Raw genomic sequence first — 16,064 nt, forward strand, 5'->3', positions numbered from 1 at the left:
GATTAGGGTCTGTTAACACAATTCAGATTGCAGCGTTGCCGCTCCAAATCGGGCCAGGCAAGGCGCGAGGAGAGAAATTTAGTGGTTCTAAATGAACGACAAGTAACGCCGACTGGCCCGATTTGGGGCACAACCCGAAAGGACGGGGCCATTTTTTCGCCAGCCTACGTTTCAGCTCACTTGTGTACAACAAGTACACGGCGATCGCTGTGCCTTGGTGGGCGGAAAAATGGCCGCCGTCGCTGCGATCCATATTAGGTTAACAGGCCTTTAAATAATGAGAGCAAACAGGCGACATAGGCATGAAGAACCAGTAAATCATGATCGATGGTTGATCTCCTATGCCGACTTTATTACCTTATTATTTGCTTTTTTTGTGGTGTTGTATTCAGTGTCATCCGTTAATGAAGGCAAGTACCGGGTTTTGTCTGATGCATTAGAGGCGGCGTTTCGCGCGCCAGCGAGTAGTCTTAACCCGGTCAATGTTGGGCGTAGTGGTCAACCGTCAGCCTTTGATCCCACTAATACAGCGATGATTGAATTGCCGCGTATGCCTTTGACCCACCTTATCCATGAAAAAGAACAACAAATCGATATCGATAAGATCGCTGAGAATATTGAAAATGCCTTGGAAAATCTGATTGAGCAAGAATTAGTCAGTGTCAAAAAAGATGGGCTGTCGCTGGAAATTGAATTGAAATCACGCATTCTATTTACCAGTGGTAGTGCCGTGTTGGCACGCAGTGCAGAGCCAGTATTGGTGAAGCTGGCAGATATTATCCGTGGTTTTGATTACCCGGTAAGGGTTGCAGGTCACACTGATAATATACCAATCAGTACACGACAATTTCCCACTAACTGGGAGTTATCTACTGCGCGCGCATCAAGTGTTGTCAGGTTGATAGCCAGTGTAGGGATTGACCCGTTGCAGTTGACGGCATCTGGCTATGGCCAATTCAGACCAATAACCAACAATGAGACAGAGCAGGGGCGTGCAGATAACCGTCGTGTTGTCATCGTTATTGATGCGGGTGCAACAGTAGAGCCAGATATTACGACAATCAATAGTTTTGGATTATCAGGTATTTTTTAGCTTGGCCATCATAATGGATTTGAGGGTAGCGAAATGAAAGTATGGGCAGTATCCAATCAAAAGGGCGGTGTTGGCAAGACAACAACTGTCACCACCTTGGCAGGCATATTAGCATCACGTGGTAAGCGCGTTTTAATGCTCGACCTGGATCCTCATGGTTCATTGACGAGCTATTTTGGTGGTGACCCGGATACTTCCGCTAACAGTATTTATCATTTATTTCAGCATGGGCCTCAATGTGTCGATGCAGTAGTACAGGAAACAGCCATAGATGGCCTGCACTTGATACAGGCCGCGACAGCAATGGCAACGCTAGATCGCCAGATAGGTGCTAGTGGCGGCAAGGGGCTGATTATTAGCCAGGGCTTAGCACAGTTGTCCGACAATTATGACTACGCATTGCTTGATTGCCCACCGATGTTAGGGTTGCTCATGGTCAATGCATTGGCAGCGTGTGAGCATTTATTGATTCCCGTACAGACAGAGTTTCTGGCGTTGAAAGGATTGGAGCGTATGCTAAATACCCTGGCAATGGTGACTAAGGCCAGGCAAATGAAGTTGACCTACACCATTTTGCCGACCATGTTTGACCGTCGTACACGCGCATCGATCCATAGCCTGCGTACACTGCGTGAAAATTATGCCAAAACCATTTCACCGCATGTAATCCCTGTTGATACGCAGTTTCGTGATGCCAGCCTAGCAGGCAAGCCCTTATCACTGATTAATCCACGTTCTCGTGGTGCGCTGGCCTACGCAGACGTATTGGACGAGATATTGCTCACTGATGATTTACGGTTACGTACACCTCACAAGGGGATATTAAAAAGCACCCTCGGAGTACAAGGCGCTCGCCCTCAAGAAAAGACAGAATCGAGCTTTGGGGTACAACAAAGGGCAATGTCATGAGACAAAATAATTTTTCCTCCCAAGAGGGCATAGCGCCACTGACCAAGCAATTGGACGATAAGGATACGGCTTTACACAATTATTTTGATGTCTTATTAGAAAGTGTCACAGAGAGTGACTCGTTCACAGTTGATAGCGACATTAACGAGCAGATTGAAAGCCAAATACCTATCACTGTAAAGCAAGATAAGTCACTCTTTATTAGTGAAGACGATGTGTCTTCGCCAGGTGAAAGTTCATCGAGTAAAGAACGCTTGCAAATGAGTGACGATGAGCCCGTAGCACCAGAGAACACCCTTAACGAACAAGCACCTTGCACTCCGGTGCGGGGCGTTGAACCTGGCAGTAATGAATTCTTACTTGATGATGCATTAGCTGATGATAGCGAAGATTATTATGTCGAAGGCGCACCAGACTGGGCGCGTAGGCCGTTTGAAGTCTTGGAATTTACCATTGCGAAGTTGAGGTTAGCAATTCCTCTAACACATTTATGTGGAATTCTCGATTGGCAGTTTGCCGAGTTGACTCCTATGCCAGGTTATAGCAAGCATTTTATCGGTGTTTGGCCTAACAACGGTACTAATTCAAAGATCGTTGATGTGTCCAATATATTGGTGCCTCAACGATACCAGCATAAAATTGAATCATGGCAAACACGCACGACCAAGGTCGTGCTTATCGATGATTCAGCATGGGGTTTGGTGTGTGATGAAATACTAGAGGTGGTTACCCTAGACCCGCGTGAGGTGTGCTGGCGCAGTGATCGCACGCAACGTGCTTGGTTGGCTGGTACGCTTGTCGGACAAATGTCGGCAATCATCGATGGTGATGAATTTGCAACAACCCTATTACAAGGTGCGCCCCTCAAGGGGGTATTGGAAAAAATTCTTAGAGAGAAAAATGAAGAGAGCGAGAGTTCTACGGCATCTTCTTGTGTCCCTTGCACGTAATGGCATATTTTCTGCTTATAAGTGTTTAAGTAGAGAATGTGTCGATTTTTTGACTAAACAAGCTGTTTTGCAGTAGCCGTGTTGGCGACACGATAGAGTAAAGGAGTAAGACAATGGCTGAGCTCGCATACGATGAATACCAGGATCCTATTAATCAGGATATTCAAGATCCACTATTGCAATGGGTGACATTTCGTTTAGATGAAGAAAAGTACGGTATCAGTGTAATGGCCGTACAAGAAGTACTTAAAGTAACGGAAATTACCCAGGTTCCGGGCGCACCAGAATTTGTCCTCGGTATTATCAATTTACGCGGTAATGTGGTGACGGTTATCGATGCCAGAACCCGCTTTGGTTTAGAGTATCGTGAGCCTGATGGTGGCTCGCGCATTGTGATTATGGAAGTAGACGATAAAGAAGTCGGTGTTTTTGTTGATAGTGTGGCAGAAGTTGTTTATATGCGTGCTTCTGAAATCGAGCCAGCGCCAGCCGTGGGTAATGATGAGGGTTCACAATTTATTCAAGGCGTAAACAGTACCGGCTCAGAGTTATTAATTTTAGTTGAGCTTGATAAATTATTATCTGAACAGGAATGGAGGGAAGTTGCCGTTTTATAAAGCGGCAATGGATCTTAGCCATGAACGACGTGCGAGATGTGCAATCGATCGGCCCGGTTTGGCCGAAAAAATCGACAACACGAAAACGTCGACAGCAACAGCAATCAAATAACTCTCAGCAGAAAGCACAAAAAAAACAAAAACGTGATGGCCATAGCCGAGGGCATATTGATGAGTTTGCTTAACAAATATTGGATTTAAAACACTATGTCTATTGATATGTTGATTATTGCAGTATGTGTTGGACTGAGTATCGCGCTAGCGTATGGCTATTATCAGTTAAATCAACGTTTGCAAGGCGCACGTCAAGTGATTAGAGGCTTGCAGAATGATGTGTCAGCGCTTTGCGTTGGGGCTGTGGGAGTGAGTCAGCACTTAGATAAAATTGAAGGCCAGTCACGTTACCTGGCAGACAGGCAAGACCAAATCAATGTCAGTGTCAGTGATGACCGGCCCTATATTCAAGCAATGCGTATGGCAGAAAAAGGCACAGATGTTGAGGAATTAATGACTACTTGTGGTTTAGCACGAGAAGAGGCAGTATTAATTCACGCTTTACATGCAGGCCAACATAAGACCACAGCAGCCGTTGGCCTTGATATTCGTTTCGAATAATTTGACCACTTTACACGCCTTAGCCCGCATATTTCACCAGAGACACCTTAAGGAACCTTTGATTTATTCATGGAACACGATCTTGTACCTGAAATATCCCAGCTCTGCGTTGCGAACCTTGCCAATAGCCCCACTATTGGCTGCGATTCGTGCCTTGATCTGAAATATTTCAGGCACAATCTCGCTATCCCAGAATAAATCAGAGGCTCCTTAATCTTTAGCAATGGGTAACGGTAATGGCTTACCTATAAAGTAGCCTTGCACGTAGTCGACACCGTAACTAATTAATAGATCAAGTGTCTCTTGGTTTTCAACAAATTCAGCGGTGATTTCTTTGTTGAGTGATTTGCTCACTTCGATCATTGATTTTACCAGTAGTTGGTCTACTGGGTCATTGACAAGATTGCGAATAAACGCACCATCAATTTTCAGTTGATCAACCGGAAATTGTTTGACGTAATTAAATGAGCTAAAGCCAGCACCAAAATCGTCTAATGTAAAACGGCAGCCGAGTTGCCGTAATTTAATGACCATTTCGCGTGTTTGTATTGTATTAGCGACGGCAGCGGTTTCTGTTATTTCAAACAATAAACGCTTTGGGTCAATTTTATGTGTATGAATTTCTTCGCGAATCATCGCGTATAACGTAGGGTCTTGAAATGCGTGAGCAGAAAGATTGACATGTAATGAGATATTGCTTTGACTGTTAGGCAGTGAGGCAAGTGTTTTAATTACACTGCGAACCATGTAGCGATCAATTTCATGTATTAAACCCATACGTTCAGCGACTGGGATAAAGTCACTCGGGCTGCCACAGTCATCAATCATACGGATGAGTGCTTCGTAATGGCGTATTTCACCACTGACAATATGTTGCACGGGCTGAAATGCAAGGCAGAATAAGTCGTCTTTCAATGCCTTTCTAATAATAGGCACCCAGTGCGCTGCGCTGCGTAGAATATGCATTTCAGAATCTTTTTCGTCAAAGACATGAACCATGTTTCGGCCATGTGTTTTGGCAACGAAACAGGCTTGGTCTGCGCGTACTAAGGCTTCACTTGCTGTACATTGGCTGCCTGATGCAATTAAGAAAATACCAATACTGGCACCGATATGGTAAGTCCTACCATCAGTTTTAAAGGATAATTGATTTAGCGTGCTATGCAGTGTTTGAGCAAATTCCAAAGTGCGCGCTTCGTTGATATCGCTAGCCAAAATAACGTACTCATCCGAACTGATTCGTGCTAGCAAGTCATTTTTCTGTATGTGTTTACGTAACGTATTGGCAACAAGAACTAGCACTCTATCGCCGGCAGCATGCCCTTCAAGATCATTGATGACTTTGAATTGATCAAGGTCGATATAAAATAATGAAGAATAACGTTTATTATCGTTAGCTTGTATGACAGCGATCTTAATCGCTTCTTCCAAACGGCGGCGATTGCATAGCCCTGTCAGGTCGTCATGACCAATTAAATATTGAAGTCGTGCCTCCATAATCTTACGTTCAGACAATTCGGTTTCGAGTTCATGCTCGCGTGATTTTCTTAAGTCACGTTCGCATTTCAGATTGAGCGCAGAGACAACTCGAGGCACTAATTCCATGCGTCGCAATGGCTTAAAAATAATATCCGAGGCGCCACATTCAAGGCTAGTGATTGCAATATTATCTTGCCACATACTGTTAGCGGTTAGCATGATAACTGGGATGTCAACCCACTCGCTGTGTTGGCGAATTTTACAGCAGACATCATAACCATCCATGCCTAGCATCATGGCATCAAGCAAGATCAAATCGATATCACTGACACCATTTTTCATGCTTTTTTGTAAAGTGTGGATAGCCTCGATGCCATTGTTGGCAGTCACAACATTGACGAAACCACTTCTTCGTAGCATCGTTGTTGCTAGGTCTATATTGTGTTCGGTATCGTCAACAATGAGAACGCGCATATCACGCAGATGTTCAAAGGCGCTAACAAATTTTGATAGCGATTTTATGGCACCTTCGTTAGGCCTGGGCAGTGCTTCATTATAATGTTTTACTTGTGCCATGAATGTGACTACCCCAACGGGCACATTTACCTCGTTATAGTGGTGGTTAGTGTCGTCTGCCCTATAATGGGAACGGTGACTACCCATGTAATCTGACTGTCTATTTAGCGGCGTTACTGGCTTATTCTTGAGGACTCTTCCTGCATACTTGAGGTCAAGAAGAGGCTATAAATATACATAGATCAGCCCTAAAGTCGCTGTAACGTCTGTAGCCCCGTATAATGGATGTTGGTCACTTACGATGCATCTAAACCATGGGTCTGGGTGTCTAGAAACCTTAGTTAATCGCTAGAGATGATAACGAAGCTGATAAAGGATTTAATGACGATTGTTTTTTGCCAAATACGAATTGCTATCTTGCACATGACGCAACGGAGATTGTTAGAGCCTATTAACACTATAAAGACGGCAGCGTTGTGCCCCAAATCGGGCCAAGCGAGGCGCGAGGAGAGAGATTTAGTGGTTCTAAATGAACGACGAGTAACGCTGCATGGCCCGATTTGGGGCGCAACCCGAAGGGACGGAGCCATTTTTCCTCAGTCCTGCGTTGCACCCCGAGGGCACGTAGTAGCTCGCTTATGTACCACAAGTACACGGTGCTCGCTACGCCTTGTCCTGCGAAAAAATGGCCGCCGTCGCTGCCGTCTTTATAGTGTTAACAGGCTCTAAGATGAAAAGAGAGCCACTTTGGTATATTCGGCGAAAAGGCGTAGTGACTGGCCCATTTCCAGTTGGGCTGATCGAACGTTATGTCGTGCTTGGGCGTGTTAGTGTGAAGACCGAGTTAAGTGCTGACAATGCACACTGGGCAGTGTGTGGTGAGTGGCCAGAGTGGGTTGCCTACATCGCTGATTTTAAGTTAACGCATGAGAGTGAAGAACATATTGAGGCGTTGCGCCGTTGGGAAGACGAGCGTGGTGGCTATGATAGGCGCATGGGTGAGCTAGACAATGTTGCTTCCGATTTGCGTAGCCACAGCGATCGCCGTAACGCTGAAACAGATGACGAGATCGAGCAAAGACAACATCGTCACCAACGTCCAGGCCTGATTCGTCGTTATTCATTAAGCGCAGCAATAATACCGATATTTGCTGTTGTAGTGTTTATTGGTTTTTATTTGGCCTTATACAAACCAGCAGCAACTGGTGACCCTGTTGATTGTTCAGTGCAGGCGACAGAAGGAATCAACTGGAGCTATTGTGATTTACAGAATCTTAAGCTAATTAATATGAGTTTGCGGCACAGTAATTTGCAGAGTAGTAACATGACAGGTATCAGCTTAGAGGGTATGGATCTGTCAGACTCTGAGATGTCATTTTCAGTGTTGACGCTAGCGCGGATTAACAATTCGAACTTTTCAAATTCAAGAATGATTGGGGTTAGTTTCCGTAATTCATTAATAAATAACACAGATTTTAAAAATTCAGACCTTACTTATGCTGATTTTTCAAATGCTGAGTTTAACAATGTTGAGTTTAACGGCGCACGTCTTGATCATGCGATTTGGCTAGACCGGCGTCGTTGTGCGGTCAATTCTATTGGCATATGTCGCTAGGAAACCCCTGTACCCCGAAGGGCTTTGTTCAAAATAGAGATGACCAAGTTTTTGTCATTTCCGTCCAATAGTTTTAAGAAGCACTAAAGAATTCATAGTAGCTATCGATATATAATATATATCGGGCGCAGTATGACGCCAGCACTAACAAAGACATGGAGGATGTTGGTGACAGCTAAGAATATACTTGTCGTCGATGATGATGAACCAAGTAGAACACTGACAGAGCGCGTACTTACTCGTGGTGGTTTTAATGTTGAAACTGCTGCCAATGGCAAAGAAGCCTTAGAAAAGGTCGCCGCATTTAGGTATGACTTAATCGTGCTCGATGTCATGATGCCTACGATGGATGGTTATGAGGTTTGCACACGTTTGCAACGTCATAAAATGTCGAAAGGGCTGCCTGTAGTGATGTTAACGGCGTTAGATTCGCTAAGCGATATGGCCAAGGCTACCGAGGCGGGTGCTAAGTGGTTTATCACTAAGCCGTTTGATGCAAAATATCTATTGCAGCGTGTTCATCAAATTTTATATTATGAAGATAACCCCCATTCCCGTTCTTAAGCCGTTGCTGTATTCTACGGTTCTGTTTTCTGCTTTATGAAATTGTCGACTCAGAGAGTGAAGCGACTGTATATGCTGCCCCAAGAGTCTGCTCCGTTCTCGACACGGGGCACGTGGTAATAAACGTGGTGGTATGCTTTAAAGTGATCGCCAATCTTGTCTGGAGTCAAAAAGACGGCCTTGGTTTAATGACGACAATCATTAAAGACATCTTCTAACCTAATGATACGTATTCTTGCTATTGATAGCGCAAGCGAATATTGTTCCGTCGCCTTAACTGACGGTGTAGCTAGCTATGCTCGCACGCATATTGCCAGTCGTGGGCACGGCGATATTATTTTACAGATGATTCGCCAATTATTAGATGAAACCGCCTATGCAAAAAACACCATTGACCTGTTAGCGTTTGGTCGTGGTCCTGGTGCGTTTACCAGTTTGCGTGTCGCTGCGGGTATTATTCAAGGACTTGCCGTTGGTCTTGATCGCCCAATTGTGGGCGTATCTTCACTGGCCGCGCTAGCGCATGGTGTGTTTCGAACTGAAGGGTATCAACGCGCCTATGTGGCCATTGACGCACGTATGAATCAGGTCTACCACGGTACGTATCAAACATCTGAACTAGGAGACACCCAGCTCATTGGGGAAGAACAGGTATCTGATCCTGCGCTGGTGACTTGGCTAGAAGGTCATTTATGCAAAGATGAGTGGGTGATGGTTGGTAACGGCTGGCAAGTGTATGAAGACATACGGGTGACTCAACAGGCAGTGAGAAAACTTGGTAAAGGTGTAGAGGACAGCGCACTTGATGTCGCCTATATTGCAGCTAAAGAGGCTACCCAAGGCAGAGCCGTTACTGCTGAATTTGCCTTACCCGTTTACATTCGAGATCAAGTGGCACATAAAAAAGCTAGTGTCATGCCAATCGTATAGTGATGGTCTCAGAGCCATTGAAACAGTCCAAAGCACCAACAGTAGGCGCTTTAGGCGAGGCGCAGTCATGCAGCAATAGTGGTTCTATTGCGCCCTGAGGGAATGCGGTAGCATTCCTGAGGAAGTACTCTTGGGGTGCAAGTGGCTGCGCCCCGGAGGAAGTGCCCCCGTGCCAAGCACGGGGCAGGCTCTTGGGGTGTAACGCCGGATTGGGCTGTTTCAATGGCTCCCTTCGGGCGAGACGAGAAGCGGCCATCTGCTGTGTTGCGCTCGCTTGAATTAGCTACGGCTAGTCCTGCACTCGCGCGCCTTGCACATGACCGCTTCTCGTCTCGCTGAAACCGTCATTATACGGTTGGCATGGTACTAGTAAGCCCCATGTTGTCTTAATATCTTGGCCAACTGTTGTGCAATATGTCGATACCCCTCTGCATTAGGATGCACCGCATCAGACTTCAAAGTAGGTTGTGATTCAACATCCGCAATAATTTTACCTTCGTAAGCGATCTTGAATTCATCTGCCAAGTCAGAGTAAAAACCTGGCACAGAAAGAAATAAGCTTGGTGTCGGGGTGGCCATTAACACCACATCAATATTTCGCTTTTTAGCCATAGCGATCATCTCAGCGATATTCGATCGAGTTTCTGCTAACGGCTTTTTACGTAGAAAATCATTGCCACCATGGCAAAGGATAAGCAAAGCAGGCTCATGTTTATCAAGCAACTGTGGTAAACGTATAAGTCCTTCAGCAGTCATTTCGCCAGGTACACCGGCATTAATGATTTTACGATTGATGAGCTGTGCCAGTTGGGCAGGGTAGCTTTGCTGTGGGGCAGCGCCAGAACCAAAAGTAAGGCTATCACCAAAGGCAAGCACAGTGTCATCTGCGCTAAGCGCGTTAAGCTGAATTGAATCTGAGCATGCCGTACAGAGTATGCACACTAGCAGGACGTTGAGAATACGGTATTTTTGAATGCGCTTCACGCCGCATCTTTTGTGAGATAAGACAGTGATTAGCGTAATTGCTCTTTTTCTTCTAGGCTGATTTGACGTGCCTCGCTTTCAAGCATGATCGGAATGCCATCACGAATCGGATAGGCAAGGGCGCTGGCTTTGCAAATTAGCTCATTTTTTCTCTTATTATAGATTAGAGGCGCTTTAGTGACTGGGCATACAAGAATATCGAGTAGTTTTTTATCAATCATGATCTTGTCGCTTACGAGGGGTTTATGCCTGCGATTATACGCTAAAAAATACGTAGGTGAGCTTGATAAAATTAAGAGATTCTCTAGGATAAGGGTCGAGGGTAGCAGACTACCCCCGAGTTTACTCTTGCGTTAAATAGTTATTATTTTTTAAGAGAGTCACGAATCTCTTGTAATAATAACACTTCATCGCTAGGCTTATCTGGCTCGGCAGGTGCCTCTGCTTCTTTTTTCTTCATTGAATTCATGGCTTTGATCACCATAAAAATAGCGAAGGCGATAATGATAAAATCAAGTGTGGTTTGAATGAAGTTACCGTAGTTGAGGGTTGGTGCGCCGGCTTCTTGTGCTACCGCTAGCGTCTCATAAGTAGTGTCGCTCAGGTTGATAAATAACTGAGTAAAATCAACCCCACCCATTAGCTTACCAATGGGTGGCATTAATATATCGCTAACGAAGGAGCTGACAATTTTGCCGAAAGCACTACCGATGACAATACCAACAGCCATATCCATTACATTTCCGCGCATTGCGAAATCTTTGAACTCTGACATCATACTCATCGTCTTATTCTCCTGTATTTTTTGGATTAGTTTTATTTTCTAGAGGGAGTCTCCACCCACTGCCGAATCATATAATTATTGTGTAGACAAAACAATATTGAATATCGTAAATCTTATCGTCGCAATTAACTGAAACATTTTTAAGCTGAATTTTTTATGAGCAAACCATTACGACTCTTACATATCACTGACCTGCACCTGGGCAATAATAAGGGCGATCGTTTATCACATATTGATTGTGATGCTTCGCTTTATCAAGTGATCAACTTAATCAAAAGCGAACATTTTGATGCCTTGTTTATCACTGGCGATATAGCCAGTCATGGTGCGCTAAACGCCTATCAACGCTTGCAAGAAATGCTGGCGGAAATAAAAACACCGATTTATTTATTGCCTGGCAATCATGACGATATCGATGTAATGCATCAAATATTCAGCGACTTGAAAAATAATGTAGAGTTTGGCGATTGGCAATTGATATTATTAGATTCAACCGAGGGTAAGCATGATTTTGGTCGGCTATCGACAGATGAACTGCAATTTCTCGAGGCAAGTCTACAAGAGACCCAAGCGAAATATAGCCTCATTGCCTTGCATCATCCACCAGTCGATATCGATAGCGCGTGGATGGATGCCATGCAATTGAAGAATAAACAGGCGTTTTTTGATATTATAGATCGCTTTGATTCCCCCCGCGCCATAGTGTGGGGTCATGTCCATCAGGAATTTGATCAGCAGCGCAAGGGTGTTCGCTTATTAGCATCGCCATCGACTTGTAGCCAGTTTTTACCCAATAGCGCGCAACATCAAAATGACATACAGGCAGCGGGCTATCGATGGTTGCAACTGAATGCCGATGGCAGTGTCGATACCGGTGTTGTACGTATTGTGCACCCCGAGGGTTCGGTTTAATACTCCCTTGAGGGGGCACGTTGCTTAATAGGCCTTATTTTGGAGGATATATCGTTGTGAAAAATGTAATGAATAGTTCACTACTGAGTCTGGTGCTATTGTTTATTTGTGGTCACCATGCCTTTGCTGTTGAGTTTGAAGCGGGTGAGTGGGAAACCGAAGTGCGCATTGAGATTAACGGCGCTATATTCCCCGTACCCTTTAGTACTAAAAAATGCCTCAGCCCTGAAGATCCTATTCCTAACACCACCGCCAATAATACCAATTGCAACATCAGCGATGTTTCCGATAGTGATAATCAACTTGGCTGGATCTTACATTGCGATGATGAAAAGGGTAGCTTGCATGGTGTTGGTAATATCACCTTCAACGACAAAGGCTTTACTGGCGTTATGGCAATGGAAATTCGTGATAACGAAGGCAAACTGCAAAATAAACACCGTTCTCTCATGTCCGGTTTGCGCAAAGGGCCTTGTGAGCAGATTTAAACGTAATGTTAAGTCAACTCCTTATTCTTTTTATTGCCTGGCTACTTTATTTTGTTATCCATTCACTGACCGCATCAACATCGCTGAAAGACTATTGTGCCAGCACGCTAGGTTTAAGCGGGCAGCGTTATCGTCTCATCTACGTCATTGCTTCAAGCGTATTGTTAGCACCTATTGCCTATTTAATTTGGCAAGACTCTACGCCTACGCTTTGGCAGCATGGTGGCGCTATAAAAATAATCTTAAACGTTATGGCACTCATTGCCATTATCGGATTTTTACTAGTCGCACGCAGCTATAATGTGGTCAGTTTTCTTGGCCTTACAGCAGACCAAGCTGGAGATGGGTTTAGACTTTCCTGGCTGCATCGTCATGTGCGGCACCCTTGGTATTTCTTTGGTTTAATCATTATTTGGACGCGTGATATGAGCGCACTCTGGTTGCTCAGTTGTATTTGTATTACCGTATACCTTATTATTGGTTCAAAGTTAGAAGACAATAAATTACTTGCTGAATTCGGCGAAACTTACCATTATTATAAGCAAAGAGTGCCTGGCTTATTCATTATTCCGGGTCGTCATTTAACTAATGAGGCGATGCAAACATTAAAAACGCTAAAACAGTAGTTTATTCGTTTTAAATTAATAAGGCGGTGTTATGTCCGATTGTTTATTTTGTAAATTAATCAACGGTGATATCCCAACAGATATTGTTTATCAAGATGATGATGTCTTTGCCTTTCACGATGTTAGTCCACAGGCGCCGATTCATATCTTAGTGATACCAAAGCAACATATTGCCACTATTAACGATACCGATGAATCACACCAAGCAGTATTAGGTAAATTAGTGCTAACAGCCAAAAAAATTGCCAAAGAACAAGACATTGCTGATAACGGTTATCGCCTGGTTGTGAACTGCAACCAAGATGGCGGCCAAACTGTTTTTCATATTCATCTACACCTATTAGGTGGCCGCTCACTAAGCTGGCCACCGGGTTAGTCTGGCTAATATTGGGGTATGCATGAAGCAAGAACAAAAATTCGCCTTAGCAGCACTCATTCACCAGCAACGTTGGGCAGGTCTTGCCACTGTCGATAGCAAAGGTCAACCGCTAGCTGCTATGGTCGCTTATGCCTACGCAGAGGATTTTTCCGCTTTTTATATTCACATTAGTAAATTATCGCAGCATACCCGACACATGTTAGAGCAGCCTAAAATTTCTTTAATCATTGCTGAGCCTGATAAAGGCGAGGGTGATCCACAAACCTTAGCACGGGTCAGTATCAGTGGTGACGTTAAAGCCATTGAACGTGATAGCGCAACGTATGAGTCGGTAAAGCAAACATATTTAAAACGTCTGCCCGCGTCAGAACAGTTATTTAGTTTTGGTGATTTTGTTTTGTTTCAGCTAAACCCACAATCGCTGCGTTTTGTCGGTGGTTTTGCACAAGCGCATAGCGTAACTGTGAAGACATTATTAGAGTCTGCCAAGCTCTCTTAATTATTTTTTGCCTCTTTATTTTATTTGGTTAGCGTAACGTTAACTATACTCGAGTATATTCTCTAATGATTTATTTAGGTTGAACAAGAGGAATCACTATGCGTTGGCGTGGCAATCGTAAAAGTAGCAACATCGAGGATCGGCGTAGTACGCGTGCCCGTGGAATAGGCGGCGGAATAGGCGGCTTGGGGGGTGGTGGAATATTGCGCCTGTTGCCATTGGCCGTTAAGTTCTTAGGGATTAAAGGCACAGTCATTGCCGCAGTTTTTGTTGGTGGCTTTCTTTTAGCAACAGGTAACCTTGGTAATGTATTGTCTCTTGTTACTGGTCAAGGTGGCTCTACCGCTACTTCTGGGTTAGTACAAGAAACTGCAGAAGAAAAAGAATTGGTGGATTTTGTCTCAGTTATTTTAGCCGACACAGAAGAAACGTGGACAACCTTATTTCGTCAACAGGGCAAGACCTATAAAGTACCGCGCCTGGTCTTGTTTCGTGGCGTTGTAAAATCAGCGTGTGGCATGGCTCAATCCGCCACTGGACCTTTTTATTGTCCTGGTGATCAGCAGATCTATATTGATTTGGCTTTTTTTGATCAATTGAAAAATCAACTTAATGCGCCCGGCGACTTTGCTCAGGCTTATGTGATTGCTCACGAAGTTGGCCACCACATACAAACTTTATTAGGTATATCTGGCAAAGTGCATGCCGCTCGTAACAGGCTCAGCGAGACTGAAGGCAATAAACTTTCTGTACAACAGGAATTGCAGGCCGATTGCTTCTCCGGTGTTTGGGCTCATCATGCCAATAACACGCGGCAATTACTTGAGGTCGGTGATGTAGAAGAAGGTCTTACCGCAGCGAGTGCCATTGGCGATGATACCTTACAGAAACAGTCGCAAGGCTATGTCAGCCCGGATTCGTTTACCCATGGCAGTTCAGCGCAACGAGTGAAATGGTTTAAAACAGGTTTAGCAAGTGGTGCCATGGAGAGTTGTGACACATTCAAAAATTTGTAATTTATCAATTCAATCTTGTAAATCAGTAGTTTATGCACCGGATTAATCGGTGGTTGCTGCTATGACAGTACTGTATTACAGTGCGGTATCTGGTTTTTATCTGGTTAGGAGAGCACCATGGCGACCATTACATTAAAAGGCAACGAAATACACACCAACGGTGATGTACCGACTGTGGGTAGTACCGCCCCTGATTTTCACTTGGTTGATAAGGACCTCAATGACGTTAACCTGGCAACGTATATGGGTAAGAAGAAGTTAATCAGTATTGTGCCAAGCTTGGATACGCCTGTTTGCCAGCTCTCCACCAAAAAATTTGATGAATTTGCTAAGAGCCGTGAAGATGTTGTGGTATTAACGGTTTCTGCTGACCTACCTTTTGCCATGTCACGTTTTTGCCAAGGTGAAGGTCTTGATAATGTTGTGCCACTGTCGATGATGCGCTCACGTAATTTTGCCAAAGATTATGGTGTGTTGATTCAAGATGGCCCATTAGCGGGCATCACAGCACGTGCATTAGTGTCTTTAGATGGCAATAACAAGGTTGTCTTTTCGCAGTTGGTTGGCGAGATCGCCGATGAGCCAGACTACGATGGTGCCATAGGCGCTTTGTAGCGTCCCGAGAGGGGGCAGCAGTAGGTTTTGGTTTTAATTGCTGCTAGTTTGGTCGTCGGCAAAGCAGTGTTCATGGCAAAGTTTGGCAGTTTCGCTAGCTGTCAACTGAACCTGCATTAAACCGCAAGTGTAGTGACTGCCTTCGTAGGTAAAGTATTTGCACGTTCGGCAAACACCAAAGCTTTGGGCTTTGTGTTGCTGCGTCAATTCAAGTAGTAGCTGCGACAAGTCTTGCGCCATACGTTCGCGCTGTTGTGCAGGAAGGCGTTCACAGGTATTGCTCCAATACTCATTAGCAAAGGCGTTTTTAACGACGTTTTTGCCTGCGTCGGTCAACAGCAAGTGGATAATACGACGATCATTTTTATCCTGAACTTTCTCAATCAATCCTTTGTTTTCTAATACTATTGCTGTTTGAGAAACAGTACCTTTACTGATACCAAGATAACGACTTAAGGATAGCGGGGTATTGC

The 16,064-nt window shown here is 44.5% G+C and carries 21 protein-coding genes; 16 read left to right on the top strand and 5 right to left on the bottom strand.

What is annotated here, in order from left to right:
• Positions 1-277 precede the first annotated feature (277 nt).
• The 6 genes from motD (at position 278) to JKY90_07625 (ending at position 4,184) form a co-directional block, all read left to right on the top strand.
• Positions 278-1,093, top strand: coding sequence for a flagellar motor protein MotD (motD, locus tag JKY90_07600; GenBank protein MBL4852125.1), 816 nt, complete (start codon positions 278-280; stop codon positions 1,091-1,093).
• Between the two features lie 33 nt (positions 1,094-1,126).
• Positions 1,127-2,002 (top strand): ParA family protein, encoded by an 876-nt coding sequence (locus JKY90_07605; protein MBL4852126.1) that lies wholly within the window; start codon positions 1,127-1,129, stop codon positions 2,000-2,002.
• Entirely contained in the window at positions 1,999-2,952 is a 954-nt protein-coding gene (locus JKY90_07610; GenBank protein ID MBL4852127.1) for a chemotaxis protein CheW, read from the top strand. The genes JKY90_07605 and JKY90_07610 overlap by 4 nt, the downstream gene beginning before the upstream one ends.
• A gap of 113 nt (positions 2,953-3,065) precedes the next feature.
• Positions 3,066-3,569: a chemotaxis protein CheW gene (locus tag JKY90_07615; GenBank protein MBL4852128.1), complete on the top strand. Its 504-nt coding sequence runs from the start codon at positions 3,066-3,068 to the stop codon at positions 3,567-3,569.
• A 20-nt stretch (positions 3,570-3,589) separates the two neighbouring features.
• On the top strand, positions 3,590-3,754 hold the full coding sequence (locus JKY90_07620; protein MBL4852129.1) for a hypothetical protein: 165 nt from the start codon (positions 3,590-3,592) through the stop codon (positions 3,752-3,754).
• A gap of 22 nt (positions 3,755-3,776) precedes the next feature.
• Complete coding sequence (locus JKY90_07625) at positions 3,777-4,184, top strand: DUF2802 domain-containing protein (GenBank protein ID MBL4852130.1); 408 nt, start codon at positions 3,777-3,779, stop codon at positions 4,182-4,184.
• Positions 4,185-4,394: 210 nt separating this feature from the next.
• Here the strand turns inward: JKY90_07625 and JKY90_07630 are convergent, their stop codons facing one another.
• On the bottom strand, positions 4,395-6,239 hold the full coding sequence (locus JKY90_07630; protein ID MBL4852131.1) for an EAL domain-containing protein: 1,845 nt from the start codon (positions 6,237-6,239) through the stop codon (positions 4,395-4,397).
• Positions 6,240-6,909: 670 nt separating this feature from the next.
• Here JKY90_07630 and JKY90_07635 point away from each other — a divergent pair.
• The 3 genes from JKY90_07635 (at position 6,910) to tsaB (ending at position 9,288) form a co-directional block, all read left to right on the top strand.
• A complete protein-coding gene (locus tag JKY90_07635; protein ID MBL4852132.1) occupies positions 6,910-7,794 on the top strand; it encodes a pentapeptide repeat-containing protein in 885 nt (294 codons plus the stop codon).
• A 168-nt stretch (positions 7,795-7,962) separates the two neighbouring features.
• The gene (locus tag JKY90_07640) at positions 7,963-8,358 is read left to right on the top strand and encodes a response regulator (protein ID MBL4852133.1); all 396 of its coding nucleotides are present in this window, start codon (positions 7,963-7,965) and stop codon (positions 8,356-8,358) included.
• Between the two features lie 222 nt (positions 8,359-8,580).
• On the top strand, positions 8,581-9,288 hold the full coding sequence (gene tsaB, locus JKY90_07645) for a tRNA (adenosine(37)-N6)-threonylcarbamoyltransferase complex dimerization subunit type 1 TsaB (GenBank protein ID MBL4852134.1): 708 nt from the start codon (positions 8,581-8,583) through the stop codon (positions 9,286-9,288).
• A 366-nt stretch (positions 9,289-9,654) separates the two neighbouring features.
• Here tsaB and JKY90_07650 read toward each other — a convergent pair whose 3' ends face one another.
• The 3 genes from JKY90_07650 to mscL all read right to left on the bottom strand — a co-directional run bounded on the left by JKY90_07650 (position 9,655) and on the right by mscL (position 11,050).
• Complete coding sequence (locus JKY90_07650) at positions 9,655-10,263, bottom strand: arylesterase (GenBank protein MBL4852135.1); 609 nt, start codon at positions 10,261-10,263, stop codon at positions 9,655-9,657.
• A gap of 38 nt (positions 10,264-10,301) precedes the next feature.
• A complete protein-coding gene (locus JKY90_07655) occupies positions 10,302-10,493 on the bottom strand; it encodes a Trm112 family protein (protein ID MBL4852136.1) in 192 nt (63 codons plus the stop codon).
• 143 nt (positions 10,494-10,636) lie between these two features.
• Positions 10,637-11,050, bottom strand: a complete 414-nt coding sequence (gene mscL / locus JKY90_07660; GenBank protein ID MBL4852137.1) for a large conductance mechanosensitive channel protein MscL — start codon at positions 11,048-11,050, stop codon at positions 10,637-10,639.
• Between the two features lie 162 nt (positions 11,051-11,212).
• Between mscL and JKY90_07665 the strand changes: the two genes are divergently transcribed.
• The 7 genes from JKY90_07665 to tpx all read left to right on the top strand — a co-directional run bounded on the left by JKY90_07665 (position 11,213) and on the right by tpx (position 15,591).
• Entirely contained in the window at positions 11,213-11,968 is a 756-nt protein-coding gene (locus tag JKY90_07665; protein MBL4852138.1) for a phosphodiesterase, read from the top strand.
• Positions 11,969-12,024: 56 nt separating this feature from the next.
• Complete coding sequence (locus JKY90_07670; protein ID MBL4852139.1) at positions 12,025-12,456, top strand: DUF3617 family protein; 432 nt, start codon at positions 12,025-12,027, stop codon at positions 12,454-12,456.
• Positions 12,457-12,461: 5 nt separating this feature from the next.
• Positions 12,462-13,082, top strand: a complete 621-nt coding sequence (locus tag JKY90_07675; GenBank protein MBL4852140.1) for a hypothetical protein — start codon at positions 12,462-12,464, stop codon at positions 13,080-13,082.
• A 31-nt stretch (positions 13,083-13,113) separates the two neighbouring features.
• Positions 13,114-13,458, top strand: a complete 345-nt coding sequence (locus JKY90_07680) for a histidine triad nucleotide-binding protein (GenBank protein MBL4852141.1) — start codon at positions 13,114-13,116, stop codon at positions 13,456-13,458.
• A 22-nt stretch (positions 13,459-13,480) separates the two neighbouring features.
• Complete coding sequence (locus tag JKY90_07685; GenBank protein ID MBL4852142.1) at positions 13,481-13,960, top strand: pyridoxamine 5'-phosphate oxidase family protein; 480 nt, start codon at positions 13,481-13,483, stop codon at positions 13,958-13,960.
• Between the two features lie 98 nt (positions 13,961-14,058).
• Positions 14,059-14,976: a neutral zinc metallopeptidase gene (locus JKY90_07690; GenBank protein MBL4852143.1), complete on the top strand. Its 918-nt coding sequence runs from the start codon at positions 14,059-14,061 to the stop codon at positions 14,974-14,976.
• A 117-nt stretch (positions 14,977-15,093) separates the two neighbouring features.
• A complete protein-coding gene (gene tpx, locus JKY90_07695) occupies positions 15,094-15,591 on the top strand; it encodes a thiol peroxidase (GenBank protein MBL4852144.1) in 498 nt (165 codons plus the stop codon).
• Between the two features lie 33 nt (positions 15,592-15,624).
• Here the strand turns inward: tpx and JKY90_07700 are convergent.
• The coding region (locus JKY90_07700; GenBank protein MBL4852145.1) for a winged helix-turn-helix transcriptional regulator at positions 15,625-16,064 on the bottom strand (440 nt) is incomplete at its 5' end.

It is taken from the genome of Gammaproteobacteria bacterium (assembly GCA_016765075.1).
Taxonomy (GTDB): domain Bacteria; phylum Pseudomonadota; class Gammaproteobacteria.

Bases quoted from the DNA above. Each gene is read 5' to 3' on its own strand.
- JKY90_07665 (MBL4852138.1), top strand. From the start codon at position 11,213: ATGAGCAAACCATTACGACTCTTACATATCACTGACCTGCACCTGGGC.
- tpx (MBL4852144.1), top strand. From the start codon at position 15,094: ATGGCGACCATTACATTAAAAGGCAACGAAATACACACCAACGGTGAT.
- JKY90_07690 (MBL4852143.1), top strand. From the start codon at position 14,059: ATGCGTTGGCGTGGCAATCGTAAAAGTAGCAACATCGAGGATCGGCGT.
- tsaB (MBL4852134.1), top strand. From the start codon at position 8,581: ATGATACGTATTCTTGCTATTGATAGCGCAAGCGAATATTGTTCCGTC.
- JKY90_07635 (MBL4852132.1), top strand. From the start codon at position 6,910: ATGAAAAGAGAGCCACTTTGGTATATTCGGCGAAAAGGCGTAGTGACT.
- JKY90_07685 (MBL4852142.1), top strand. From the start codon at position 13,481: ATGAAGCAAGAACAAAAATTCGCCTTAGCAGCACTCATTCACCAGCAA.
- JKY90_07610 (MBL4852127.1), top strand. From the start codon at position 1,999: ATGAGACAAAATAATTTTTCCTCCCAAGAGGGCATAGCGCCACTGACC.
- JKY90_07680 (MBL4852141.1), top strand. From the start codon at position 13,114: ATGTCCGATTGTTTATTTTGTAAATTAATCAACGGTGATATCCCAACA.
- JKY90_07605 (MBL4852126.1), top strand. From the start codon at position 1,127: ATGAAAGTATGGGCAGTATCCAATCAAAAGGGCGGTGTTGGCAAGACA.
- JKY90_07615 (MBL4852128.1), top strand. From the start codon at position 3,066: ATGGCTGAGCTCGCATACGATGAATACCAGGATCCTATTAATCAGGAT.
- JKY90_07675 (MBL4852140.1), top strand. From the start codon at position 12,462: ATGTTAAGTCAACTCCTTATTCTTTTTATTGCCTGGCTACTTTATTTT.
- mscL (MBL4852137.1), bottom strand. From the start codon at position 11,050: ATGATGTCAGAGTTCAAAGATTTCGCAATGCGCGGAAATGTAATGGAT.
- JKY90_07630 (MBL4852131.1), bottom strand. From the start codon at position 6,239: ATGGCACAAGTAAAACATTATAATGAAGCACTGCCCAGGCCTAACGAA.
- JKY90_07625 (MBL4852130.1), top strand. From the start codon at position 3,777: ATGTCTATTGATATGTTGATTATTGCAGTATGTGTTGGACTGAGTATC.
- JKY90_07655 (MBL4852136.1), bottom strand. From the start codon at position 10,493: ATGATTGATAAAAAACTACTCGATATTCTTGTATGCCCAGTCACTAAA.
- motD (MBL4852125.1), top strand. From the start codon at position 278: ATGAGAGCAAACAGGCGACATAGGCATGAAGAACCAGTAAATCATGAT.
- JKY90_07620 (MBL4852129.1), top strand. From the start codon at position 3,590: ATGAACGACGTGCGAGATGTGCAATCGATCGGCCCGGTTTGGCCGAAA.